Origin of the sequence: Variovorax gracilis, from assembly GCF_030317115.1 — a bacterium.
In the GTDB taxonomy this organism is placed as follows: domain Bacteria; phylum Pseudomonadota; class Gammaproteobacteria; order Burkholderiales; family Burkholderiaceae_C; genus Variovorax; species Variovorax gracilis.
Map to the genome: position 1 here is coordinate 1 of NZ_JASZYF010000049.1, position 19203 is coordinate 19203.

Genomic DNA, 19203 nt, shown 5'->3' on the forward strand with positions numbered 1-19203 from the left:
GTCTTGCACGCCGCCTTGATGACCCATCATGTCGATGCACTCCTCGGTGAGATGCATCCAACATAGTCGAGACGGGTCAAATTTCTAGGGAGTTTTTCAACAGAATTGGCCCATTGTCGACCTCGGCAGTCGGCATCGACGTCCGCAAGGCGGGCATTCACCGCTCAAGACGAGCGACCGACGGAGTTGCATCCCCGAGCAGGTCCTACAGGCGGATCTGCACTGCATCGCGAGCATTTCCGGCGGCACTCAAGCAGTCGCGGCGATCGAGGCGAGCGAAGGGTCAGTCGAAGACCTGTGGCGAGTGCACCGCGAGGAAGCGGGCCGTTCACCAGCGTGCCGCGATGTGGACGCCGACGTAGCGGCGGCCGACCATCGGCATGACGACGACCTTGGACTCAGGCTCCACGAGCCACCACGCAGCCAACTCCGACACCAGGGCCGCGCCGGCGATATCGGTCCAGCTGTGCCGATCGGCTTCCACACGGGTGTACCCGACGTACAGCGCCGCGATGTCATCGGCCACGCCACGTCGAACCCGTGGCGCCGGCGCACGTAGGCGGCCGAGGAGAAGGCGCGCGCCGCATGGCCCGACGGAAACGACTGATCGTTCGATCGGTCGGGCCGCTCGACGTGGGTCGTCCGCTGGAGCACATCGGTGGCTGCGATGCTTGCGGCAAATGTCATGGTGAATTGCCAGGCGCCCTCCCGATCGCCCCGATACAACTCCGTGCCGAGCGTCGCGAGGGGCATGGCCGTCGCGAGGAAATCGCCGGCCTGCCGTTGCGAGTCGGCGCGGACCTCATGGGCGCCGAGCAGCACGCACAACAGGAAGACCAGCGCCGCGAGGCATGCATGCAGGCAGATGAGGACCGTCGAGCCCCCGTCAGAACGAGATCGAATACGCACCAGCATGGCGTCAACGTAGGTCGCGAGAATGAACGGAAGCTGAACTGCGATCGAGTTTCACCAAGCCGAACTGCAGCATCGATCAGGCCAGCCGTCCTTCCTTCCGCGCGCCGATGCGCCGGATCTCGACCTCGCCTTGGTCGAGCGCCGACGTCAGCCTAAAGGTCCGGGACATCTGCCACGGCGACCAGGTGGCAAGCAGCGCCGTGGTGATGCAGCACATGACCAGCGCCCTGTTCAGTTCGAGATCACCCAGGTGACACGCGAAGCTGTGCCGGAGTGGATCAAGCAAGCAGGGCTCAAATCCGACAGTTTCTTGTTCTCCAGCCGCGTTCACGACTCACCACATCTCGGGACGCGGCAGTACGCCCGCATTCTCGAGAACTGGGTCGAGGACCTTGGTATTGATCCCGCTGAATACGCACGCATTCCATGCGGCGAACCAATGCAACGTTGATCTACCGCCGCACCACGAACCTGAGCGCAGTGCAATTGCTTCTTTGGCACTCCAAGTTGGAGCCGACGGTGAGATACCTCGGCATCGAGATGGACGACGCCTTGGAGATCTCGGGGCAGACTGAGATCTGATCCGCGCGGCAAGCAATCGGGCATTGCGGCCGATCGCAGAGTTCGGTCGATGTGCCCGCCTCGCCGAGGGGCTGCCCGGCGGCCGAGCCGAACGGCAGCTTCCTGGAACCACCTTGGAATGGCGGGGTCGGCCACAAACGATCGCTCGCGAATGGCGGCTTTCGGAAAGTTCGATCAAGCTTGAATGCGTGGCGGCCTTTCAATGGACTCTGCTTCAGACCACCTGCCTCCCATCGCGTGGCTTTTTTCTTCTGCTGCGTCGCATGCAGGCGCACGGCAGCATGAACAGGTACAGACCGCTGAATAGAAGCAAAAAGAGCGGGACCGGCCGCGGCAGGTTACCCAGGGAAAGGTTCCCCCTGCGCCCGGACGATGAACTTGGCGATGACTGTGACCGTAAATGCAACGGACAGCCAGCGACGGGTCTGACGGACCCGGTGGTTCAGTTCAAGGTGGCTTACTCTAGCGGCGCGCCTGGATCATCTTCCACCCGTTCCCCGACGGATCGCGGAAGCCGGCGTCCACAGTACCGTAGCGATCCACGGGTTCCTGCGTGAATTCCACCCCCCGGGCGAGCATTCGGTCGTAGGCAACGCGGCAGTCGTCCACGGTCAGCACGAGCGGCGGCATGGCGCCTTTGGCCACGATCGCGCGCACTGTTTGCGCCGTCGCCGCATCAAGCACCGGCGGTCCGGGTGTGAACAGGCCGAGCTGGAACGACGGCTGATCCGGATGCTGCACCGTGAGCCAGCGATAGTCGCCGTTTGCCACGTCCGTGTGAACGCGGAACCCGAGCTGCTCGACATAGAACGCGAGTGCTTCGTCTTGATCGCGCACGTACAAACCGATCACTTCAACGCCTCGAATCATTGGATCTCCTGTTGTTCGGGTTCGTTTGTACCGCTTGTTGCCTGGCGTCGCTTCTCCGAAACTGCGGTCGTGAGGTCGGGTCGGTGCGCGGCGCTGACGATGCAGACGGGCACGCGGCCCAGCTCGCGCGTCGTCGCCCTCACGCGCGCCCGGACTGCGCTCGGACTATCGCCCGTGATATCGCGGAAGGTGCGCCCGAATGTGCCCAAGCTCGCCCATCCTGTATCAAAGGCAATGTCAGTGATGGACAAATCGGTTTCGCGGAGCAGCGTTATCGCCCGCTCAATGCGCCGCGTGAGCAAATACCGGTGAGGCGGGCTACCGAAGGCCTGCTTGAACGATCGCGCGAAGTGAGCCTCGGAGACGCCACTCACCTGCGCCAGCCGCCCGACAGGCCACTCCTCATGCGATGCGGCGTCTATCCGGTCCTTCGCGCGCAGCAGCCGGCGCAACAGTTCTGGATCTTGGTTCGCAGGGTCTCTATTCATGCCATCTCCGGAGCAATCGAGGAGCATTTGCGCCTCTTGGAGGTACAAATTGAGCATCGTTCATTTCGGAGCGATGCTGGGCGAGCGCCGTGACCGGCAAGGACGCCATTTTGAGTGGTAGCCGCGCAGTGCGTGCAGTGGACGAGCGGTCTGGGGTGAGCCGTTCGCTGAGACCGAAGGACTGGTCGGGGCCCCGAAGCCAGTTCGCTGTATCGAAGCGGTCGTTCAACTTGATTTCGTGTGCCGCTTTGCATGCGGCCTCCTATCGGGTCAGCTTCCGAAGTACACCGGTGCGCCCGCAAGGGGGCCAAAGGCAGCTTTCAGAACTCACTGCTATTCAGCTCGAACACTCGACCGACGGCAACTAGTCCGAAGCACGCATTCGGGCTCGGACGTCGAACCGGGCCACTCGCCAAAGGCGGGCCTTCGTGACTGCTTCAGAGTTCATCCGACGCCTTCCGAGCTTGCGCCCTTCATTGCAGGGTCTAAACCGGAAAAATGCCCTTGCGCTGTCTTAGCCGCTGCTTGGCATGCGGAGGGCGAAAGGCGTGGCATGTCGCGTTCGCCCACGATCTGTGGCGGAACTCGGCCGCCATTGAGGCAATTCGCCGCCCCTTGCCGATAGGATCACCGCCCCTCCTCCCGCGGCTTCCGTCTTCGGCCTTACCCGGCGCGGTCGATCAATGGATCTCGGCAACCGCCGAGCCCGCGAGCAGATACGCCCCTTGCTCAGCCTTCAGCGCAATGCGCCCTGCGCGATGGGCCGGCACCAGCATTTCCATCTTCATGGCTTCCATCGTCGCGATGGCGTCGCCCTGGGCGACAGTGTCGCCGTCGGCCACCTTCCACGATTGCAGCGTTCCGGCGATCGGTGCGGCAACCGACGCGGGGTCTGCGGCGACCGGTGTGTGCGCCGCGGCGGGCGATGCAGCACCGCCCGCCGCGGACTGCAAGCCGCGCAGGAGTTCGGTCGGGAGGCCAAGCGCCATGCGGCGCCCGTCGATCTCGATCACGGTGCGCACCAGGGCTGCATCGGGCGCGGGCAGTTCGCTGCGCACGGCGGCGGCCAAGGTGTTGGCGAACTCGGTCTCGATCCAGCGCGTATGCACCTTGAACGCATCGTCCGATGTGAAGTCCGGCTGCTCCATCACCGCCCGGTGGAACGGCAGCACCGAGGCCACACCCTCGATCCGGAACTCCTTGAGCGCCCGCCGCGCGCGGGCAATGGCCTGCGCGCGCGTTGCGCCGGTGACGATGAGCTTGGCCATCAGCGAGTCGAAAGTGCCGGGCACCACGGAACCCGACAGCACGCCGGTGTCCACGCGCACACCTGGGCCCGAAGGCGCCTCGAACAGGCGCACCGGGCCGGGCGTCGGCAGAAAGCCGCGGCCCACGTCTTCGGCGTTGATGCGAAACTCGAAGGCGTGGCCACGCGGCACCGGCGTGTCGGAAATCGACAGCGGCAGGCCATCGGCCACCCGAAGTTGCTCCACCACCAGGTCGATGCCCGAGGTCTCCTCGGTCACGGGGTGCTCAACCTGCAGGCGGGTGTTGACCTCGAGGAACGAGATCGCGCCCGTGCCGCTGAGCAGGAACTCCACGGTCCCGGCGCCGACATAGCCGGCCCTGGCGCACACGTCGCGCGCCGACTGGTGGATGCGCGCGTGCTGCTCGTCGGTCAGGAAGGGCGCAGGCGCCTCTTCGACCAGCTTCTGGTTGCGCCGCTGCAGCGAGCAGTCGCGCGTGCCGAGCACCACCACGTGGCCGTGGGTGTCGGCAATCACTTGCGCCTCGATGTGGCGCGGCCGGTCGAGGAACTGCTCAACAAAACACTCGCCGCGGCCGAAGGCGGTCACGGCCTCGCGCACCGCCGATTCGTAAAGGTCGGCCACCTCATCCATGCGCCAGGCCACCTTGAGACCGCGCCCTCCTCCGCCGAAGGCGGCCTTGATGGCGATGGGCAGACCGTGCTGTTCGGCGAAGGCGAGCACTTCCCGCGCGTCGCTCACCGGCCCGGGCGTGCCCGCGACCAGCGGCGCGCCGACCTCCAGGGCGATCTTGCGCGCCTGCACCTTGTCCCCCAGCGCGTCGATGGCCTCTGGCGGCGGGCCGATCCAGGCGAGACCGGCCGCGATGACGGCGCGCGCAAAGCCTGCGTTCTCCGACAGGAAGCCGTAGCCCGGGTGCACAGCATCGGCGCCGCTGCGCGCAGCCACGGCCAACAGCTTGTCGATGTTCAGGTAGGTGTCGGCGGGGCGCTGGCCGTCCAGGCCATAGGCCTCATCGGCCATTCGCACATGCAACGCGTCCAGGTCGGCGTCGGCATACACGGCGACCGACTTCACGCCGTAATCTGCGCAGGCGCGCACGATGCGCACGACAATCTCGCCGCGATTTGCGATCAGGACTTTTTTCATGGGGTACCGAATGGGTGGATGGGGTTGAAGCGCAGGCTCGCGCCGATGGGAACCTGCCCCGCGAGGTCGAGGTGGTAGCTGGCAACGGAGCCAATCACCGGGTAGCCGCCCGTGAGCGGGTGGTCTGCCATGAACAGCAGGGGCTGCCCGCTCGGCGGCACCTGCAAGGCGCCGAGCGCAGTCCCTTCGCTGGGCAACTCGGCTGCGTTGGCGCGGGTCAAGGGCTGTTCGCCGGCCAAGCGCAGGCCGACGCGGTTGGACTGCGGCGTGACCTTCCACACCTGGCTGGACAGCAGCGCCACCGCCTCGGGCGTGAACCAGTCCGTGCGCGGGCCCATCACCACGTCGAGGGTGACGGTCTGCTCCATCGTAGGCAGGTCGGCGGGAGGCTGCTCGTGCAGACCCACGATGGCGCCGCGCACCACCGAACGTACCGGCAACACATCACCGGCCGCGATCGGTGCGGGCCCGACGCGGGCCAGCGTGTCGGTCGAGCAGCTGCCGAGCACCGGCGCGATGGTGAAGCCGCCGCGCGCCGCGAGGTACGAGCGAATGCCCGCGCGCGGCGTGCCCAGCACGAGGCTGTCGCCGTCCGACAGGGCGATCGCGTGGTAGGCAGGCGCGGACCTGGACGTACCACCGACAGTGGTGACGACGATGGGTGCATCCGCGCCGGTGAAGGCCACCACGGCCTCGCCGCGGCAGACGAACTGGAAGCCGCCGTAGACGATCTCCACGCAGGCCTCATCACTGGTATTGCCGACCAGTCTGTTGGCCGCGCGCAATGCCCCCTGGTCCACCGCACCCGAAGCCGACACGCCCTGGCCCGTCTGACCATGGCGACCCGTGTCCTGGAACAGGGCCTGCAAACCGGTGCTGCGAATCTCCAACGCGGCGCCATGGGGATCGACGGCGATTGAAGCTGCGGCCGGCTGGCGCGCCATTGCGGGCGACGGCCATGCCGGTCGACCGGCCATGTCGATGAAGCGAACGCGGAATCCCGGTTGCAGCAAAGCCGGCACCTCGCGTCCCAGGTCCCACATCGGCACAGCCGTCACGCCGATGATCTGCCAGCCGCCCGGGCTGGCCTGCGGATAGACGCCGCTGAAGGGCCCTGCCAGCCCCACGGCACCGGCCGGGATGCGCGTACGCGGTGTGGCGCGGCGCGGCACGTTCAGCCCCGAGTCGCCGCCGCTCAGATAGGCAAAGCCCGGCGCAAAGCCGGTGAAGGCAACGGTGTACTCACTGCCCGTGTGACGACGGATCACCTCGTCACGCGACATGCCCAGCATCTGCGCGACCTCGTCGAGGTCTTCACCGGTGTAGTCGACGGGGATCTCGATCAGCGTGCCAGTGCGTTCGACCGGTGCCGTGAGGCTTCGCGCGCCGATGCGCTCGAGCAGTGCCGCGCGCGATAGCTTCGCGGGGCGATAGCGAACCAGCAACGTGCGCGCGGCCGGCACCATCTCTTCGATGCCGTCGATGGGGTCGGCCTGCAGTGAAGCAAGGAGCGCCAGGGTCTGCGGCAGATCATCGAGTTCGACCAGCACGGCATCGAGGTTGACCGGCAGAAATCGCATCATCGAAATGCCTCCGCGGGGACCGCATCGACAAAGGACCGCACGCTCACGCCCGAGCGCTCGAGCAGCGCGCGCACTTCCCGCGCCATCTGGACTGCGCCAGGGCTGTCCCCATGCACGCAGAGCGAATCGGCCTCGATGCGCACCGTGCTGCCGTCGATGGCCGTCACAACACCCTCCGTCGCCAGGCGCAGCATGCGCGCCGCCACCTCGTGCGCATCGTGCAGCACAGCGCCCTTCTCGCGCCGCGAGACCAGCGTGCCTTGCGGCGTGTAGGCACGATCGGCAAAAGCCTCCGCCACGGTGCGCAGGCCGCGGGCCTGCGCCCAGTCCAGCAACGGCGAGGCGGCGAGCCCGACGAGATACAGGCTGGGATCGATGGCATGGATCGCAGCGATCACGTCGCGCGCTTGCCGCTCGTCATGGGCGATCGTGTTGTAGAGCGCACCGTGCGGCTTGACGTAGCGCACCCTGGTACCCGCCGCGGCGGCCAGCCCCTGGAGCGCACCGATCTGGTAGATCACGTCGGCCACCAGGTCGGCACTGGCCACGTCCATGTTGCGACGGCCGAAGCCGGTCAGGTCGGGGTAGGACACATGTGCGCCGACGACCACGCCACGCTCGGCTGCGGTGCGCAAGGTCTGCAGGATGCCGGCGGGATCGCCGGCATGGAAACCGCAGGCCACGTTGGCGCTGCTGACGATGCCCAGCATGGCGTCGTCGTCGCCCATGCGCCAGGCCCCCAGGCCCTCGCCGAGATCGCTGTTCAAATCCATGTTGGTGCTTGCCGGTGCCAGGAATCAGTCGACCTTGATGCCGGCGTCATCGATCACCTTCTTCCACTTCGCGGAATCGCTCTTGATGAGTTCGGTCACCTTTGCCGGCGGGCCCCCGACCACGTCGAGACTCATCTCGTCCAGCCGGGAACGAACCTCCTTCTCGGCCAGGACGGCGTCGATCGCCTGGTTCAGCGTGGTCACGATCTCGGCGGGCGTGGCGGCCGGTGCCATGAAGGCGTACCAGAAGGTCATGTCGAAGTCCTTGCCGCCCGACTCCGACACGGTCGGCAATTCGGGATAGGCGGCCAGGCGCTTGGTGGTCGTCACCGCCAGCGCGCGCATGCGGCCGCTCTTCACCATTGGCATCGCTTCGGGCACGAGCGCCATCATCAACTGCACCTGCCCGCCCATCACCTCCTGCAACGCCGGGGCGCCTCCCTTGTAGGGCACATGCACCGGGTCGAATCCGTTCGCCTTCTTGTAATACTCCATGCCGAGATGGCTGGGGGTCCCCGGGCCGGCGGAGGCATAGCTGACTGCGCCGGGCTTGCTCTTCAGGTAGGCGCCCAGCTCCGTCATGTTTTTCGCTGGCACCGACGGGTGCACAACCACTACGCTGGGCACGGTCGCCGCCAACACGATCGGCGTGAGGTCCTTCTGCGGGTTGTAGGGCAGCCGCGCTCCGTAAAGGCCGGGGTTGACCGCCAGCCCGCTGAGCGTGGACAGCAGGATCGTGTAGCCGTCGGGCGCGGCCTTGGTGACGCTGGCGATGGCGATCTGCTCGCTGGCGCCCGGCTTGTTCTCGACCACCACCGCCTGCCCGAGGCGCTTGCCCAGTCGCTCTGCGACCACTCGCGCCAGAGTATCGGTAGAGCCACCGGCCGCGTACGGCACCACGATCTTGATCGGCTTGGTCGGATAGTCGGCGGCCCAGGCCGGCTGGGCACCGGCGACCAGCAGCGCGACAGCGGCGAGAGCATTCAGGGAGGAAACAGTCATCGGGCGCTCCAGTTGGGTTGGGTGTATGACTCGACCAATCGGAACATTTGGTTGAATCATCGAACGCGAATTGTTGAACAATTCAAGCAAAGTTGAAAGGCATAACCGCCTTCACTTTCTAAGTGAATACCCGCGTTTTGTTGAACAATCATGAGGCCATGTGCAGCGGAATCTGATACAAACCCACCCCAATGAACCCGCCCGGTACCCCCTCCCCAGAAGCCCAGACCCTGAGCGAACGCATGGCCGAGCAGGTGCGGCAGAAGATCACGCAGGGCGAGTTCTTGCCCGGCCAGCGCCTGTCCGAGCAGGCCCTGAGCGAGAGCCTGGGCATTTCGCGCAACACGCTGCGCGAGGTGTTCCGCACGCTGACCAAGGACGGCCTGGTCAAGCACGCACCGAACCGGGGAGTGTTCGTGGCCATCCCGAGCATCGCGTCGATCATCGACATCTACCGAGTTCGCCGACTGATCGAATGCCAGGCACTTTCGCAGGCCTATCCCCGCCACCCGGCCAAGAAGAAGATGCGCGAGGCGGTGGAAGCCCAGCTTCGCTGCCGGGACAGCGGCAACTGGGTGGGCGTGGGCACCGCCAACATGGCATTTCACATGGCCATCGTCGAGCTGGCCGACAGCGAACGGCTCAACCTGTTGTTCGCCCCGGTGCTTGCCGAACTGCGACTGGCCTTCGGCTTCTTGCGCGACGCCGAGTTCTTGCACGCGCCCTACATCGACATGAATATGAAGATTCTCGAACTTGCTGAAGCCGGCAAGTTTCCCGATGCAGCTGCGGCGCTCAACGAATACCTGGTTCAATCCGAGCGCATCGTGCTGGCGGTCTATGCCAGGCACATTTCCGAGTCGGCGGCCACTCGCTCGTGAGTCGGGCGCCGGCCCCCGGCTCCGGCGGTGCGTCTGAGCGGAGCTGCACCGTCCTGGGTTGACGTTCATCTGCTGTTCCTCACCGTCGGCTGTTCTGTGGGTGAAGGAGACTGTTGCAAGGTCGAGCACCAAACCGTCGCGGGTTGCCCGAACTCAGCGGGAAGGAAGCGTGCTTGAGCGCGCGCTTGGTGTTCGACCACTCCTCCAGCATGTCCCACTTCACTGCACCAGCCGTCGGATCAACACTGTGATCGGCGTGGAACTGGCCGCGCGAGTAGCGCCGGCGCCACCAAGCAATCGGAAACGCGCCCCACCCCTCCGCTGTTCCGCCGGAACCGGCGGGGCACGTCGAGAGCGACGTCATGCTGGCAGCAGCGGTTGCTGTCCTGGGCAGCTCGCGGACTTCCACTGACGGCTCCATAGCTGCCTGCTGACCTTGAGTCCGGGTCAATTGGATTCAGCTTGCCCGCGTGCGCGATACGAGTCGAACCTGATCCGGGCGTTGGGACTTGCGTCACTGGTCGCCGACAAAGGGAGTGGCGGGTTCAAGAAACTCGAGAAGGCGCGGACGACGCGCGGTGAATAGCCCGACCACGACATCCAGGTTGGCCCATCCCCCCTGGCCCGATTCGGACTGCCTGTTGACGTGAGCGCCGAACGCGTTGACGAAGCTCGGGCAAGGATCTTCTCGCGAAACGCGAAGTCATGGCGAGAGCGGCGGCTTGTTCGCTGGGTAAATCCCTGCACGCCAACCTGGAGAAATGGCGTCATGACCCTACTGACCTTAGTCTGTTTCCTTCAGGATTTAATTGACAACCGCCTTGGGGGAACGACTATGTCCGGATCGAGCACGCCCAGCGCGCTCGGCAGATCGAGCGGCTTCGCTGGCCTGGGCCTGGCCCCGCTGGCTGTCTTGGGGGTGGTTGTCTGGGCTATGTTAGGAGGCGACTTTCGCCGTCGGGTAGGTGCTGCATTGATGGGCGCGGGCGTGGCGTGCTCGATGGGCTGCACCGTGGGGCATGGCCTGTATGCCCTTTCGGCCGCGAGCGCCATCGAGCTGCGACAAAGGGTCTCCAATTCCCAGCAGCGCGTCGCAGATGACCTGCGAAAAGCCAATGAGGACAATGTCCAGCTGCGTCGCAGCATGCTCGATCTTTCCAACCAGATGGAGCACTTGCGCAACGAAGTGGCGATCGTGCGCGGACAAAACGAGGAGCTGGCCCATGGCATGGCCGATATGCAGCGAAGCCGGACGGGCACGGAACAGCGCGCTGGCGAGCGCAATGTGGAGTCGACCATGGTCTTGGTGGATGGCCAGCGGTTTGTCGTCGGGTCCGCCGAGAAGCATGAGTTTGAAGCGGCGCTTGCCACCCTTCGCGAAGGCGACATTGCTCAAGCACAAGATGGCCTCGTGGCTTTCGTCAAGCACTACCCGCAAAGCAGATACAAGCCTTCTGCGCTGTTTTGGCTGGGCAGTGTCCAGTACGCCCTGCACAACTACTTGGATGCTGAAGTCAATTTCCGGGCGCTGGTGAAGGCCGAGCCCACCCATCTGCGCGCACCCGACGCGCTGTTGTCTGTGGCCGATTGCCAAGTCGAACTCATGAATGTCAAAGCGGCCCGCCGGACGCTTCAAGACGTTGTAGAGGCGTATCCAGATTCCGAAGCGGCGGACATGGCCGAGGAACGCCTTGCCAAGCTCCAATGAGACGGGTTTGGGCAGAGCCAAGGGCGAAGAACGAGGCGCCCGGGGCGGGCGTCGCAAGGCAGCTATCGTGAAGACGTCCGGCCGTGATGGAAACCCGCTGTGCGCCTTGGCCTCTTGTACGTGGATGTCCGACGGGCGTTTCGCGATGTTCCCCAGAAACCTTTTCGTCGCCGCCACGTGCATGGACCGAACGAGTGTTCAACGGACAGCGTTGGACCGAGCTTCCACACGGCGGACACTTCGGCCGCGCTGGGGCAACCTCATCTGCGGGTCGAGGGTCCGCGCGCCTGCTTCCGACCCTTGCGAACTGATGCTTGATCGCGAACAACGGGGCACGAGGTACGGCGCACCTGCAGCGGTTGCTGCCGCTCAGCACGCCCGCGCCAAACGTCGCCCCGATGGACGCCACTTTCTGCATCAATTCGATGGCGCTGAGTTCCGGCCCGCCGTGCGGATTTTCTTTGCCACAAAGCCTTATCGTGAATTGCGCCAACTTGGCGAAGCAACAGTTGGCGAAGTTTTGTGGCACGACGTGCTGGATAAACTGCTAGTTGGGCGACACAGGGGTGAGCACCTCGCGAATTGGGCTCGTGCCCTTGGAGCCAGGCGGCGAGCCGCTCGTCGCGTATCTCGATCGGAGGACACCATGGGTCTCTTGACGTTCAGTATCAACGTCACCCTCGACGGCTGCGTCGACCACCAGGAAGGGATCGCCGACGACGAGACGCACGCCTTCTTCACCCGCCTCATGGACGAGGGCGGGGCGATGCTGTGGGGCCGCGTCACCTACGAGATGATGGAGAGCTACTGGCCAGCGGTCGCCCGCGGCGACGCGGAGGCACCGCCGGCGATGCGCGCGTGGGCGGTCAAGCTGGAGGCCAAGCCGAAGTACGTGGTGTCCTCGACGCGAAAGGACTTCCCGTGGACCAACAGCCACCACATCGCCGGCGACCTGCGCACGGGCGTACAGAAGCTCAAGGACGCGACGCCGGACGGCGTGCTCCTCGGTAGCGGCCAGCTCGCGACCGAGCTGGACCGGCTGGATCTGATCGACGAGTACAAGTTGCTCGTCCACCCCAGGATTGCCGGCCACGGACCGACCCTGTACGAGAGCGGGCTGTCCAGCACTCGACGGCTCGAGCTGATCTCGGCGAAGGCGCTGCGCAGCGGCGCGGTCGCCATGCACTACCGGCGCGCGCGCTGACCTGGAGGTCAGCCATGCCGCCGAACAACGCACTGCACCCGGACGGTGTCGCTCAGCTCCATCATCGACCGTCATGTCGAGCGTGACGTCACCTCGACACGCAGCGCGTGATCGAGTTCTCGATCGATCTCCTTGCTGCGGTCGTTCGGGTCCGGCGAAGTTCGGGCAAAGCCGGTTCAGCATCGCTAATTGCTGCTCGGGGCCACGCCTCCGCAATCCCCTCGCGCCATCCACTGCGGGTCCTGAAAGCCAGCTCGCTGTATGCCGAGGCGGCCGGCCAACTCGGTCGTTGGCCGCATAGAACTGCTACCGACGTACAGCGGTGGAACATCGGGTGAGGTGGCGCGAGGTCAGCTTTGAGCTGCGGATTCAACCGGTCGATGCAACACATTCGCTTGATCGGGCCCTGCGGGTACCGCAGGCCATCTCGGTGTCCTTCGCTGCATGAAGCTCTCCAGCCGCCATACCCAGGCGCTGGCTACCAGCCGGGTCGTTGGCGGCGGGCGAGTGCCTCTCCGGCTAGGTATTCCGACTCCGGTGCGACCGGCGCGAGACAGACGATTCGCGCATTGCCGAGTCGATGGCAGCAAACCTCCGTGAGAGCCGCCTCGACTCTCGATGGGCTGCGCTCCGCTTCGCAGTAGGAATCCTCGGGGCGCGCAAATCTGGCAGAGGGCGTGAGGACATTGACGCCGACGATTGCGGAACAAGTTGAACTGCCTACACTACCCCCATGACCACCACCCTGATTTGCACCCACGTTGCCTTGGCTGCGCTGCTTCTAGCGGCGACCCATGCACGTGCGGCTGCAAAGAAGGCGCGTCGTCAGCTGACGCCAGCACATTCCTAAGCCCGGCGGCCCGCTCTCTCCTTTCAGCGCAACCATCCACCGCCGGGCATAAGCCCCGCGCGTTCGCGAATGCCTTTCTTAGACGGCGTTCGCCTCGATGGAGTGCAGCTATGCATGCAGTGGTTCACGGCGAGCGCACGCTCACCGACGTTGATTTCGCCCGTCTGACGAAGCTGCTGAGCCAGCAACTTCCGCCCACCCTTGCGGATTTGCTGGCAAGCGCGGAGGTTATGAGGTCCCGCGCAGTCAATGCGGATGTCATCACGATGTACTCGCGCGTTGAAGTCGTCGATGCGCACACGCGCCGACGCCAGGTGCTCACGATTTGCTACCCGGACGACGCCGAGCCCGCGGCCGGCTGCATTTCGGTGCTCTCGCCAGTTGGGATCAGCCTCCTGGGCCTGAAAGCAGGCGACGTCGCCAAGTGGCTCACCCCCACCGGCGAAGAGTGCGCAGCCGAAATCACCGCCATCCAGTACCAGCCCGAGGCGGCGGGCGACTATTCCCGGTAGTCCCACGTCCGCCACGACGTACCCATGGCTCTCGACGAGCCGCCCGTGTCAGCACCCGCATTCCCCTCGCCGCTGTCGCGTACTGGAAGGCTGGCGCTAGCCATTTCGAAAGGATCTGTCATGACCCCTCACTTCATCCTCGCCGTAACCGACTTCTCTCCGCGGGGGAACAACGCGTTGGATCGCGCAGCGCTTCTCAGCGCGGAGCACGGCGCAACGCTCAAGCTCGTCTATCTTGCCTACCCTGGCGAGACCCCACCTGCAGATGCCGCCACCAAACTTACGCACCACGCTCTGCAGCTCAGCCAGCGCCATGGCATCCGAGTCCGTGCAGTCAACCGGCTCGCCTTCACTGTCGAGGAGCTTCTCCCCGAAGTGGACTGCGCAGACCTGATCGTCTGGGGCACAGCCCCAGTGAAGAGCTTGCGGTCCTTCTTCATGGGCCAGCCGGTTGACGAGTTGCTGCGAACGGCCCGCCGGCCCGTCCTTGTTGTGCGACGCGAGGCCGAGCATGAATACCGCAGCCTGTTGGTTGCAGTCGACTTCTCGGAGGCGTCACGAGGACTCATCGAGCTTGGCTTTGCTCTTAGCACGTCGGCACAGGTTGAGCTCTTTCACGCGGTCAGCACGGCCAACGAGGGGAAGCTTCGCTACGCCGAGGTCTCGGACCGTGCTATCAAGGCCTACCGCAGCGAGTGCCGGCGCTACGCTCAGGACAGGATGTTCTGGCTGACGGATTCGTATGACACCAGGCGCAATCGTGTGCTGTCCGCCATCGGCCACGGTGACGCTGCCCGGCAGACCGTCGTGCAGCAGCAGAACAGCAACGCGGAGCTCATCGTTGTAGGGCGGCACCCTTCATCGCGACTGAGCGACCTCTTCTTTGAAAGCACGGCGAACCGCATTCTTGGCGACTCCAACACCGACGTGCTCGTGGTACCTCACAACCACGAGCCGGCTTCGAGCGCCGCCGCTGTGAAGCGGCTTTCAACGGAAGTGCCTGCGGTTCGCCGGGTGAGGGCAGGCGCGCCAAATCCACCGCACCTTCCCAATCCGGCCGCAGTGTTTGGTGGCGAATAAGAGGCTTCAGCCGAAATCGACCCGCCTCGGGTAGCTGCGACTTGCCGATTCGACACTCCCTTTGCCGTCGTTCGAAATGATCTGCGGCCATAGGCCTTCAGGAGAACAACACATGAACTTTCACTCTATTCTCGCCATCACCAACCTTTCGCCGCAGGGCAACCGAGCGGTGCTCCGTGCTGCAATGCTCGCTGCACGGCGGCGTGCCCTGTTAAAGATCATGTATGCGCCCTCGCATCTTGGTGCTTTCATCAGCACTGGTGTCGAACAGGACGTGAAGCGGCTCGCCGCAGAGATTTACAGGCGCTTCGACATTCTCGTAAAGAATGTTGCCGACACCAGCGGCCACTTGGAAGCGGTCGCCGAGGAAGCCCGATGGGCAGACCTCTTGGTTGTCGGCGAGCATTGGAATCCATCCTTCAAAGCCTTTTTCTGCGGCCAACCCATCGAGCGCCTGCAGCGCAACGCGCCTTGCCCGATTCTGTTGGCACGGCTGGAGGTAGTTGATCGCTACCGTCGGATTCTGGTAGCGATCGACTCCGCGCCCAACCCCAACAGGCTATTGAAACTGGCTCGCTCGCTGGATCGCAACGCTGAAGTCGAGCCGTTTCATGCGCTGAAGACCAAGCTGAGTGGCTTGGTCGACGAGGACTTGTCAGAGCAGGCCCTGGAGGCCTGTCAACATGAGAGCACGGGCAACGCACAAGAGCACCTTTTCCGGGCGACCGACTCGCCGACTGCTCGACCCAGCCGCGTGGCCACCATGACCGGCAGGAGCGATGGGGCGCGCCAGGCGGCAACTCAACAGCTGCATTCCAACGCCGACCTCATAGTGGTCGGCAAGCCCAGGCGTTCCGGTTTCTCCGATTTTGTCTTCGGAAACGTGGCACATCGCGTGCTGCGGTTGTCAAGTCGTGACGTTCTATTGGTACCTCTCGATCTGCGCATCGACCCCGCGGCTGAAACGATGACTTCATCCATGGATCGGCGCGACCAGCTGGCCACCCAGCACGCGGTCGGGAGCCGCGGATGAAGACTGTGCCCTGCTTCCGATCGACCAAGCGCGCTTTCCTGGTCTCCCGCTCATCGGCCACATAAATGGAGATGTCGCGTCCGTTTTCTGCTGGCGAACGCGCGCAACCACTGAAGTCGACTTATCCACCGATGCGCGAGTGGTTTGCCTTCATCGCGGCGGCGGGCACCCAGCCAGCGTCGCGGAACAGGCGTCGGAGGCAGTGGGCAACTCCGTCGGGCGCGCCGGACTGGCACGCCGGTTCGAGAATGCAGCCATGGTGGTCTTGCACTGGCGTGGGCCGAACGGACTCCTGCGCGGCTCGGCGGCGCGAGCGGGCTGAGGCGAGCGGGCAACTGAGTCTTGAAAGTGGTGTCAACGGTGCCGGCAGCTTCGCAGCGGGAACAGTCCAAGCCCGCAAAATGTTGGACTTCCCTAGTCGGCCATTTGCAGTCCTTCACCAGGGTCTTGCGATCGGGCGGCCCTTGCCTCGTCGACCTCCTGCCGCGTGGCGCCCCATACTACGGCGGCAATGTGCCAATTTCGGCCCAATCCTGCACCACCCCCCAGCGACCCTCGACGTGTTGCCCGGGCTCCAACTTAAAGAGGCCGATGCCTGAACGAAGAGCATTCGGCGGGCACGTCATTGGCTCGATCGCAATGGCGCGGCGTCGACGCGACACATTCTCGATGGTGTCGCCCGTGTACACCATCAGGCATCGGAACGACGAATCGGCCCAGAGGCTGACACGTCGGCCCTTGTCGGGTCGCGCCAGGGATGCACGCGCGAGGCCGTCGGCCCCTCGCACGAGCTCCGTGTAGCCAGTATCCAGCCGCATCGAGCCGACCGACCTCGGCTCGGTGAAATCCCGGTCCGATCCGGCGACCGGCTCGTCTCCGATCGGAAGCCCGCGGTCGTCCATCACAAAGCATCGGTTCGCTGGGACCCGCAGGACCGCGTCATCGATGGCCGCGCCCACCGTCAGGTAGGGATGGAAACCGATCCCGAAGGGCGCGGGGACGCTCGAGGCATTCCGCGCCCGGAAGGAGACCGTCAGGCCTGTCACATCGAGCCGATACCGGACTTCCAGGTCGAGCCGCCACGGATACCCCGGCTGTGGCTGGAGCGCGCAGGTCAACGCAACTTCATCGGCTGACTTCGATGCAGTCTTCCACGGGAGCCATCGCACCAGCCCATGGATCGCATTCTGCAACTCGGGCTCGTCGAGCGCCGCTTGGCAGGCCCGATCTTCGAACCGGTACTGCCCGTGGTCGAGGCGGTTCGGCCAGGGAGCCAGCACCTGACCGCGGCCGCTGGGCGACCACTCGTCCAACCCGAACCCGTCGATGACGTCCGCATCCTCCACCGAATAGTGGCGAAGGGTCGCGCCCACTTCGGTCACGATAGCCCGGTGCGAGCCATGACGGATCTCGTGTTGCACGCCTGACGGCGGTGAACTTGCAACGATCGAGTTCATCGGTCCAGGGCGGTGGACCCCCGCGCATCGGCAGCTTCCGAGAGAGCCATGGCGCTGGCGACGAACGTCAGGTGAGTGAACGCTTGAGGGAAGTTGCCGATCAGTCGCTGGTGCGCTTGGTCGTATTCCTCGGCGAAGAGTCCGAGGTCGTTTCGCAGCGAGAGCAGCCGGTCGAAAAGCGCCTGGGCCTCCTCGAGTCTCCCGAGCATGGCCAGGTCGTTGACGAGCCAGAAGCTGCAGGCGAGGAACGCGCCTTCGCCCGGGGGCAATCCGTCGGCCGCGTCCTTGTCCGGGATGTACCGCATCACGAACCCGTCATGCACAAGCTCACGTTGGATCGCCTCGACCGTGCCGGCCACGCGCGGATCGGTCGCCGGCAGAAATCCAACCTGCGGGATCAGCAGCAGCGCCGCATCGAGCTGCGTGGATCCGTAGTACTGCGTGAACGTGTTCCTCTCGGCGTCGAAGCCATTGCGGCACACCTCCTCGTGGATGTCGTCCCGCATCCGCAGCAGTTCGTCCATCGCGCCCCTGTAGCCCGACTCTTGCAACATCTTCACGACGCGATCGGCGGCGACCCAGGCCATCACCTTCGAGTGGACGAACTGACGTCGGGGCCCCCGAACCTCCCAAATGCCATCGTCGGGTTCGCGCCAATGGCGCTCGAGCCACAGAACGAAGCTTTGGGTGGGGTCCAGCGCTGCGGCGACGGGTGTCATGCCGAGCCGCCGCGCGCGATAGATCGCATCGGCCAACTCGCCATAGACGTCCAGCTGCAGTTGCCCCGAGGCAGCGTTTCCGACCCGCACAGGGGCGGACCCCTCGTAGCCCGCCAGCCAGCCGAGTTCGTACTCGTCGAGGCGGCGCTCTCCCGCGATCCCGTACATGATCTGCAGGTCTTCGGGGTCGCCCGCAACGGCACGGATCACCCAGTCGCGCCATTGCGTCGCTTCCTCGACATAGCCTGCAGACATGAGCGCGTCCAGCGCGAGCGCTGCGTCTCGGATCCAACAGTACCGGTAGTCCCAGTTGCGCACACCGCCGAGAAACTCGGGCAGCGACGTGGTGGGCGCAGCCACCAGCCCGCCAGTGGGTGCGTAGGTGAGCGCCTTGAGCGTGATAAGGGAGCGTTCGACCTCATCCTTCCACGCACCTTTGTACGTCGAACGACCCGACCAGGCGCGCCACCAGGCCTCAGTCTCGGCCACGGCATCGAGCGCATCGATCGGTGGCGGCGCGTCTTCCCAGGAGAGGTACCCTGTGAGAACAAAGCAAACGCGCTCGCCCGCGTTCACCGAGAAGTCGGCTTCGAGACAACGGTCCTGCGACGTGATCGGTACGTCGGCCCGCAACTCCACCGCCTCCGGTCCCGCGCCGGCACTCACCGCTTGCTCCTTGGCGAGGATCCACGGCGCGGTCTTGCCGTAATCGAACCGCGGGTTGAGCCGAACGGACATCGGTACAGTGCCGCGCACGCCCTCGACGATCCGCACGATCCGTGGGTTCGACGTGCGCAAGGCCATGCAGTCGATGAGCCGAACCACGCCGTCGGCCATCTCAAACTCGGTTTCGAGAACGAGCGTCGAAGGCCGATACCGCCGCGTCGTGGCGACAGGGTCTCCGGTCGGAGCGATGCGCCATCGACCGTTTTCCTCGGTGCCGAGCAGGTTGGCGAAACATGCGGAAGAGTCGAAGCGCGGCAGGCACAACCAGTCGATCGACCCATCCATCCCGACCAATGCTGCAGTGTGCATGTCGCCGATGAGTCCGTAGTCCTCGATGCGAAGAGCCATTCGACCTCCCGTGGGGCAGTCGGCGCCGTGGCGGGTTCAGACTTGAAACTGCGGT

Annotated in this window: 15 protein-coding genes and 1 pseudogene; 7 read left to right on the forward strand and 9 right to left on the reverse strand. The window is 64.9% G+C overall.

What is annotated here, in order from left to right; translation table 11 throughout:
• Positions 1-328 precede the first annotated feature (328 nt).
• On the reverse strand, positions 329-526 hold the full coding sequence (locus tag QTH97_RS34625) for a phosphatase PAP2 family protein (RefSeq protein ID WP_286573155.1): 198 nt from the start codon (positions 524-526) through the stop codon (positions 329-331).
• A gap of 535 nt (positions 527-1061) precedes the next feature.
• On the opposite strand from QTH97_RS34625, the pseudogene QTH97_RS34630 reads away from it, so the two are divergent.
• A pseudogene (locus QTH97_RS34630) lies at positions 1062-1497 on the forward strand (tyrosine-type recombinase/integrase); the annotation flags it as partial.
• 462 nt (positions 1498-1959) lie between these two features.
• On the opposite strand, the gene QTH97_RS34635 reads toward QTH97_RS34630, so the two are convergent.
• The 6 genes from QTH97_RS34635 to QTH97_RS34660 form a co-directional block, all read right to left on the reverse strand.
• Positions 1960-2367, reverse strand: coding sequence for a VOC family protein (locus tag QTH97_RS34635; protein ID WP_286573156.1), 408 nt, complete (start codon positions 2365-2367; stop codon positions 1960-1962).
• On the reverse strand, positions 2364-2882 hold the full coding sequence (locus QTH97_RS34640; protein ID WP_444813511.1) for a helix-turn-helix domain-containing protein: 519 nt from the start codon (positions 2880-2882) through the stop codon (positions 2364-2366). The genes QTH97_RS34635 and QTH97_RS34640 overlap by 4 nt, the downstream gene beginning before the upstream one ends.
• A gap of 653 nt (positions 2883-3535) precedes the next feature.
• Positions 3536-5272 carry an acetyl/propionyl/methylcrotonyl-CoA carboxylase subunit alpha gene (locus QTH97_RS34645; protein WP_286573158.1) on the reverse strand — a complete coding sequence of 579 codons (1737 nt, stop codon included), beginning with the start codon at positions 5270-5272 and terminating at the stop codon, positions 3536-3538.
• Entirely contained in the window at positions 5269-6852 is a 1584-nt protein-coding gene (locus QTH97_RS34650; RefSeq protein ID WP_286573181.1) for a 5-oxoprolinase subunit B/C family protein, read from the reverse strand. Before QTH97_RS34650 ends, QTH97_RS34645 begins: the two co-directional genes overlap by 4 nt.
• Positions 6852-7628 carry a LamB/YcsF family protein gene (locus tag QTH97_RS34655; protein ID WP_286573159.1) on the reverse strand — a complete coding sequence of 259 codons (777 nt, stop codon included), beginning with the start codon at positions 7626-7628 and terminating at the stop codon, positions 6852-6854. Before QTH97_RS34655 ends, QTH97_RS34650 begins: the two co-directional genes overlap by 1 nt.
• Before the next feature lie 24 nt (positions 7629-7652).
• The gene (locus QTH97_RS34660; RefSeq protein WP_286573161.1) at positions 7653-8630 is read right to left on the reverse strand and encodes a Bug family tripartite tricarboxylate transporter substrate binding protein; all 978 of its coding nucleotides are present in this window, start codon (positions 8628-8630) and stop codon (positions 7653-7655) included.
• A 191-nt stretch (positions 8631-8821) separates the two neighbouring features.
• Here QTH97_RS34660 and QTH97_RS34665 point away from each other — a divergent pair, with 191 nt between their 5' ends.
• The 6 genes from QTH97_RS34665 (at position 8822) to QTH97_RS34690 (ending at position 15898) form a co-directional block, all read left to right on the forward strand.
• Positions 8822-9511: a GntR family transcriptional regulator gene (locus QTH97_RS34665; protein WP_286573162.1), complete on the forward strand. Its 690-nt coding sequence runs from the start codon at positions 8822-8824 to the stop codon at positions 9509-9511.
• 769 nt (positions 9512-10280) lie between these two features.
• On the forward strand, positions 10281-11219 hold the full coding sequence (ybgF, locus tag QTH97_RS34670; protein ID WP_286573164.1) for a tol-pal system protein YbgF: 939 nt from the start codon (positions 10281-10283) through the stop codon (positions 11217-11219).
• A gap of 646 nt (positions 11220-11865) precedes the next feature.
• Complete coding sequence (locus QTH97_RS34675) at positions 11866-12423, forward strand: dihydrofolate reductase family protein (protein ID WP_286573165.1); 558 nt, start codon at positions 11866-11868, stop codon at positions 12421-12423.
• 960 nt (positions 12424-13383) lie between these two features.
• Entirely contained in the window at positions 13384-13785 is a 402-nt protein-coding gene (locus tag QTH97_RS34680; RefSeq protein WP_286573166.1) for a GreA/GreB family elongation factor, read from the forward strand.
• A 120-nt stretch (positions 13786-13905) separates the two neighbouring features.
• On the forward strand, positions 13906-14865 hold the full coding sequence (locus QTH97_RS34685; RefSeq protein WP_286573167.1) for a universal stress protein: 960 nt from the start codon (positions 13906-13908) through the stop codon (positions 14863-14865).
• Positions 14866-14977: 112 nt separating this feature from the next.
• The gene (locus QTH97_RS34690) at positions 14978-15898 is read left to right on the forward strand and encodes a universal stress protein (protein ID WP_286573168.1); all 921 of its coding nucleotides are present in this window, start codon (positions 14978-14980) and stop codon (positions 15896-15898) included.
• A gap of 500 nt (positions 15899-16398) precedes the next feature.
• Here the strand turns inward: QTH97_RS34690 and QTH97_RS34695 are convergent, their stop codons facing one another.
• Positions 16399-17355: an aldose 1-epimerase family protein gene (locus QTH97_RS34695; RefSeq protein WP_286573170.1), complete on the reverse strand. Its 957-nt coding sequence runs from the start codon at positions 17353-17355 to the stop codon at positions 16399-16401.
• Positions 17352-19148 carry a glycoside hydrolase family 15 protein gene (locus QTH97_RS34700; RefSeq protein ID WP_286573172.1) on the reverse strand — a complete coding sequence of 599 codons (1797 nt, stop codon included), beginning with the start codon at positions 19146-19148 and terminating at the stop codon, positions 17352-17354. Before QTH97_RS34700 ends, QTH97_RS34695 begins: the two co-directional genes overlap by 4 nt.
• Positions 19149-19203 lie beyond the last annotated feature (55 nt).

Excerpts from the sequence above, each read along its gene's own strand:
- QTH97_RS34695 (WP_286573170.1), bottom strand. The coding sequence starts at position 17,355 with ATGAACTCGATCGTTGCAAGTTCACCGCCGTCAGGCGTGCAACACGAG.
- QTH97_RS34640 (WP_444813511.1), bottom strand. The coding sequence starts at position 2,882 with ATGCTCCTCGATTGCTCCGGAGATGGCATGAATAGAGACCCTGCGAAC.
- ybgF (WP_286573164.1), top strand. The coding sequence starts at position 10,281 with ATGACCCTACTGACCTTAGTCTGTTTCCTTCAGGATTTAATTGACAAC.
- QTH97_RS34665 (WP_286573162.1), top strand. The coding sequence starts at position 8,822 with ATGAACCCGCCCGGTACCCCCTCCCCAGAAGCCCAGACCCTGAGCGAA.
- QTH97_RS34690 (WP_286573168.1), top strand. The coding sequence starts at position 14,978 with ATGAACTTTCACTCTATTCTCGCCATCACCAACCTTTCGCCGCAGGGC.
- QTH97_RS34685 (WP_286573167.1), top strand. The coding sequence starts at position 13,906 with ATGACCCCTCACTTCATCCTCGCCGTAACCGACTTCTCTCCGCGGGGG.
- QTH97_RS34635 (WP_286573156.1), bottom strand. The coding sequence starts at position 2,367 with ATGATTCGAGGCGTTGAAGTGATCGGTTTGTACGTGCGCGATCAAGAC.
- QTH97_RS34675 (WP_286573165.1), top strand. The coding sequence starts at position 11,866 with ATGGGTCTCTTGACGTTCAGTATCAACGTCACCCTCGACGGCTGCGTC.
- QTH97_RS34680 (WP_286573166.1), top strand. The coding sequence starts at position 13,384 with ATGCATGCAGTGGTTCACGGCGAGCGCACGCTCACCGACGTTGATTTC.
- QTH97_RS34645 (WP_286573158.1), bottom strand. The coding sequence starts at position 5,272 with ATGAAAAAAGTCCTGATCGCAAATCGCGGCGAGATTGTCGTGCGCATC.
- QTH97_RS34700 (WP_286573172.1), bottom strand. The coding sequence starts at position 19,148 with ATGGCTCTTCGCATCGAGGACTACGGACTCATCGGCGACATGCACACT.
- QTH97_RS34650 (WP_286573181.1), bottom strand. The coding sequence starts at position 6,852 with ATGCGATTTCTGCCGGTCAACCTCGATGCCGTGCTGGTCGAACTCGAT.
- QTH97_RS34655 (WP_286573159.1), bottom strand. The coding sequence starts at position 7,628 with ATGGATTTGAACAGCGATCTCGGCGAGGGCCTGGGGGCCTGGCGCATG.
- QTH97_RS34660 (WP_286573161.1), bottom strand. The coding sequence starts at position 8,630 with ATGACTGTTTCCTCCCTGAATGCTCTCGCCGCTGTCGCGCTGCTGGTC.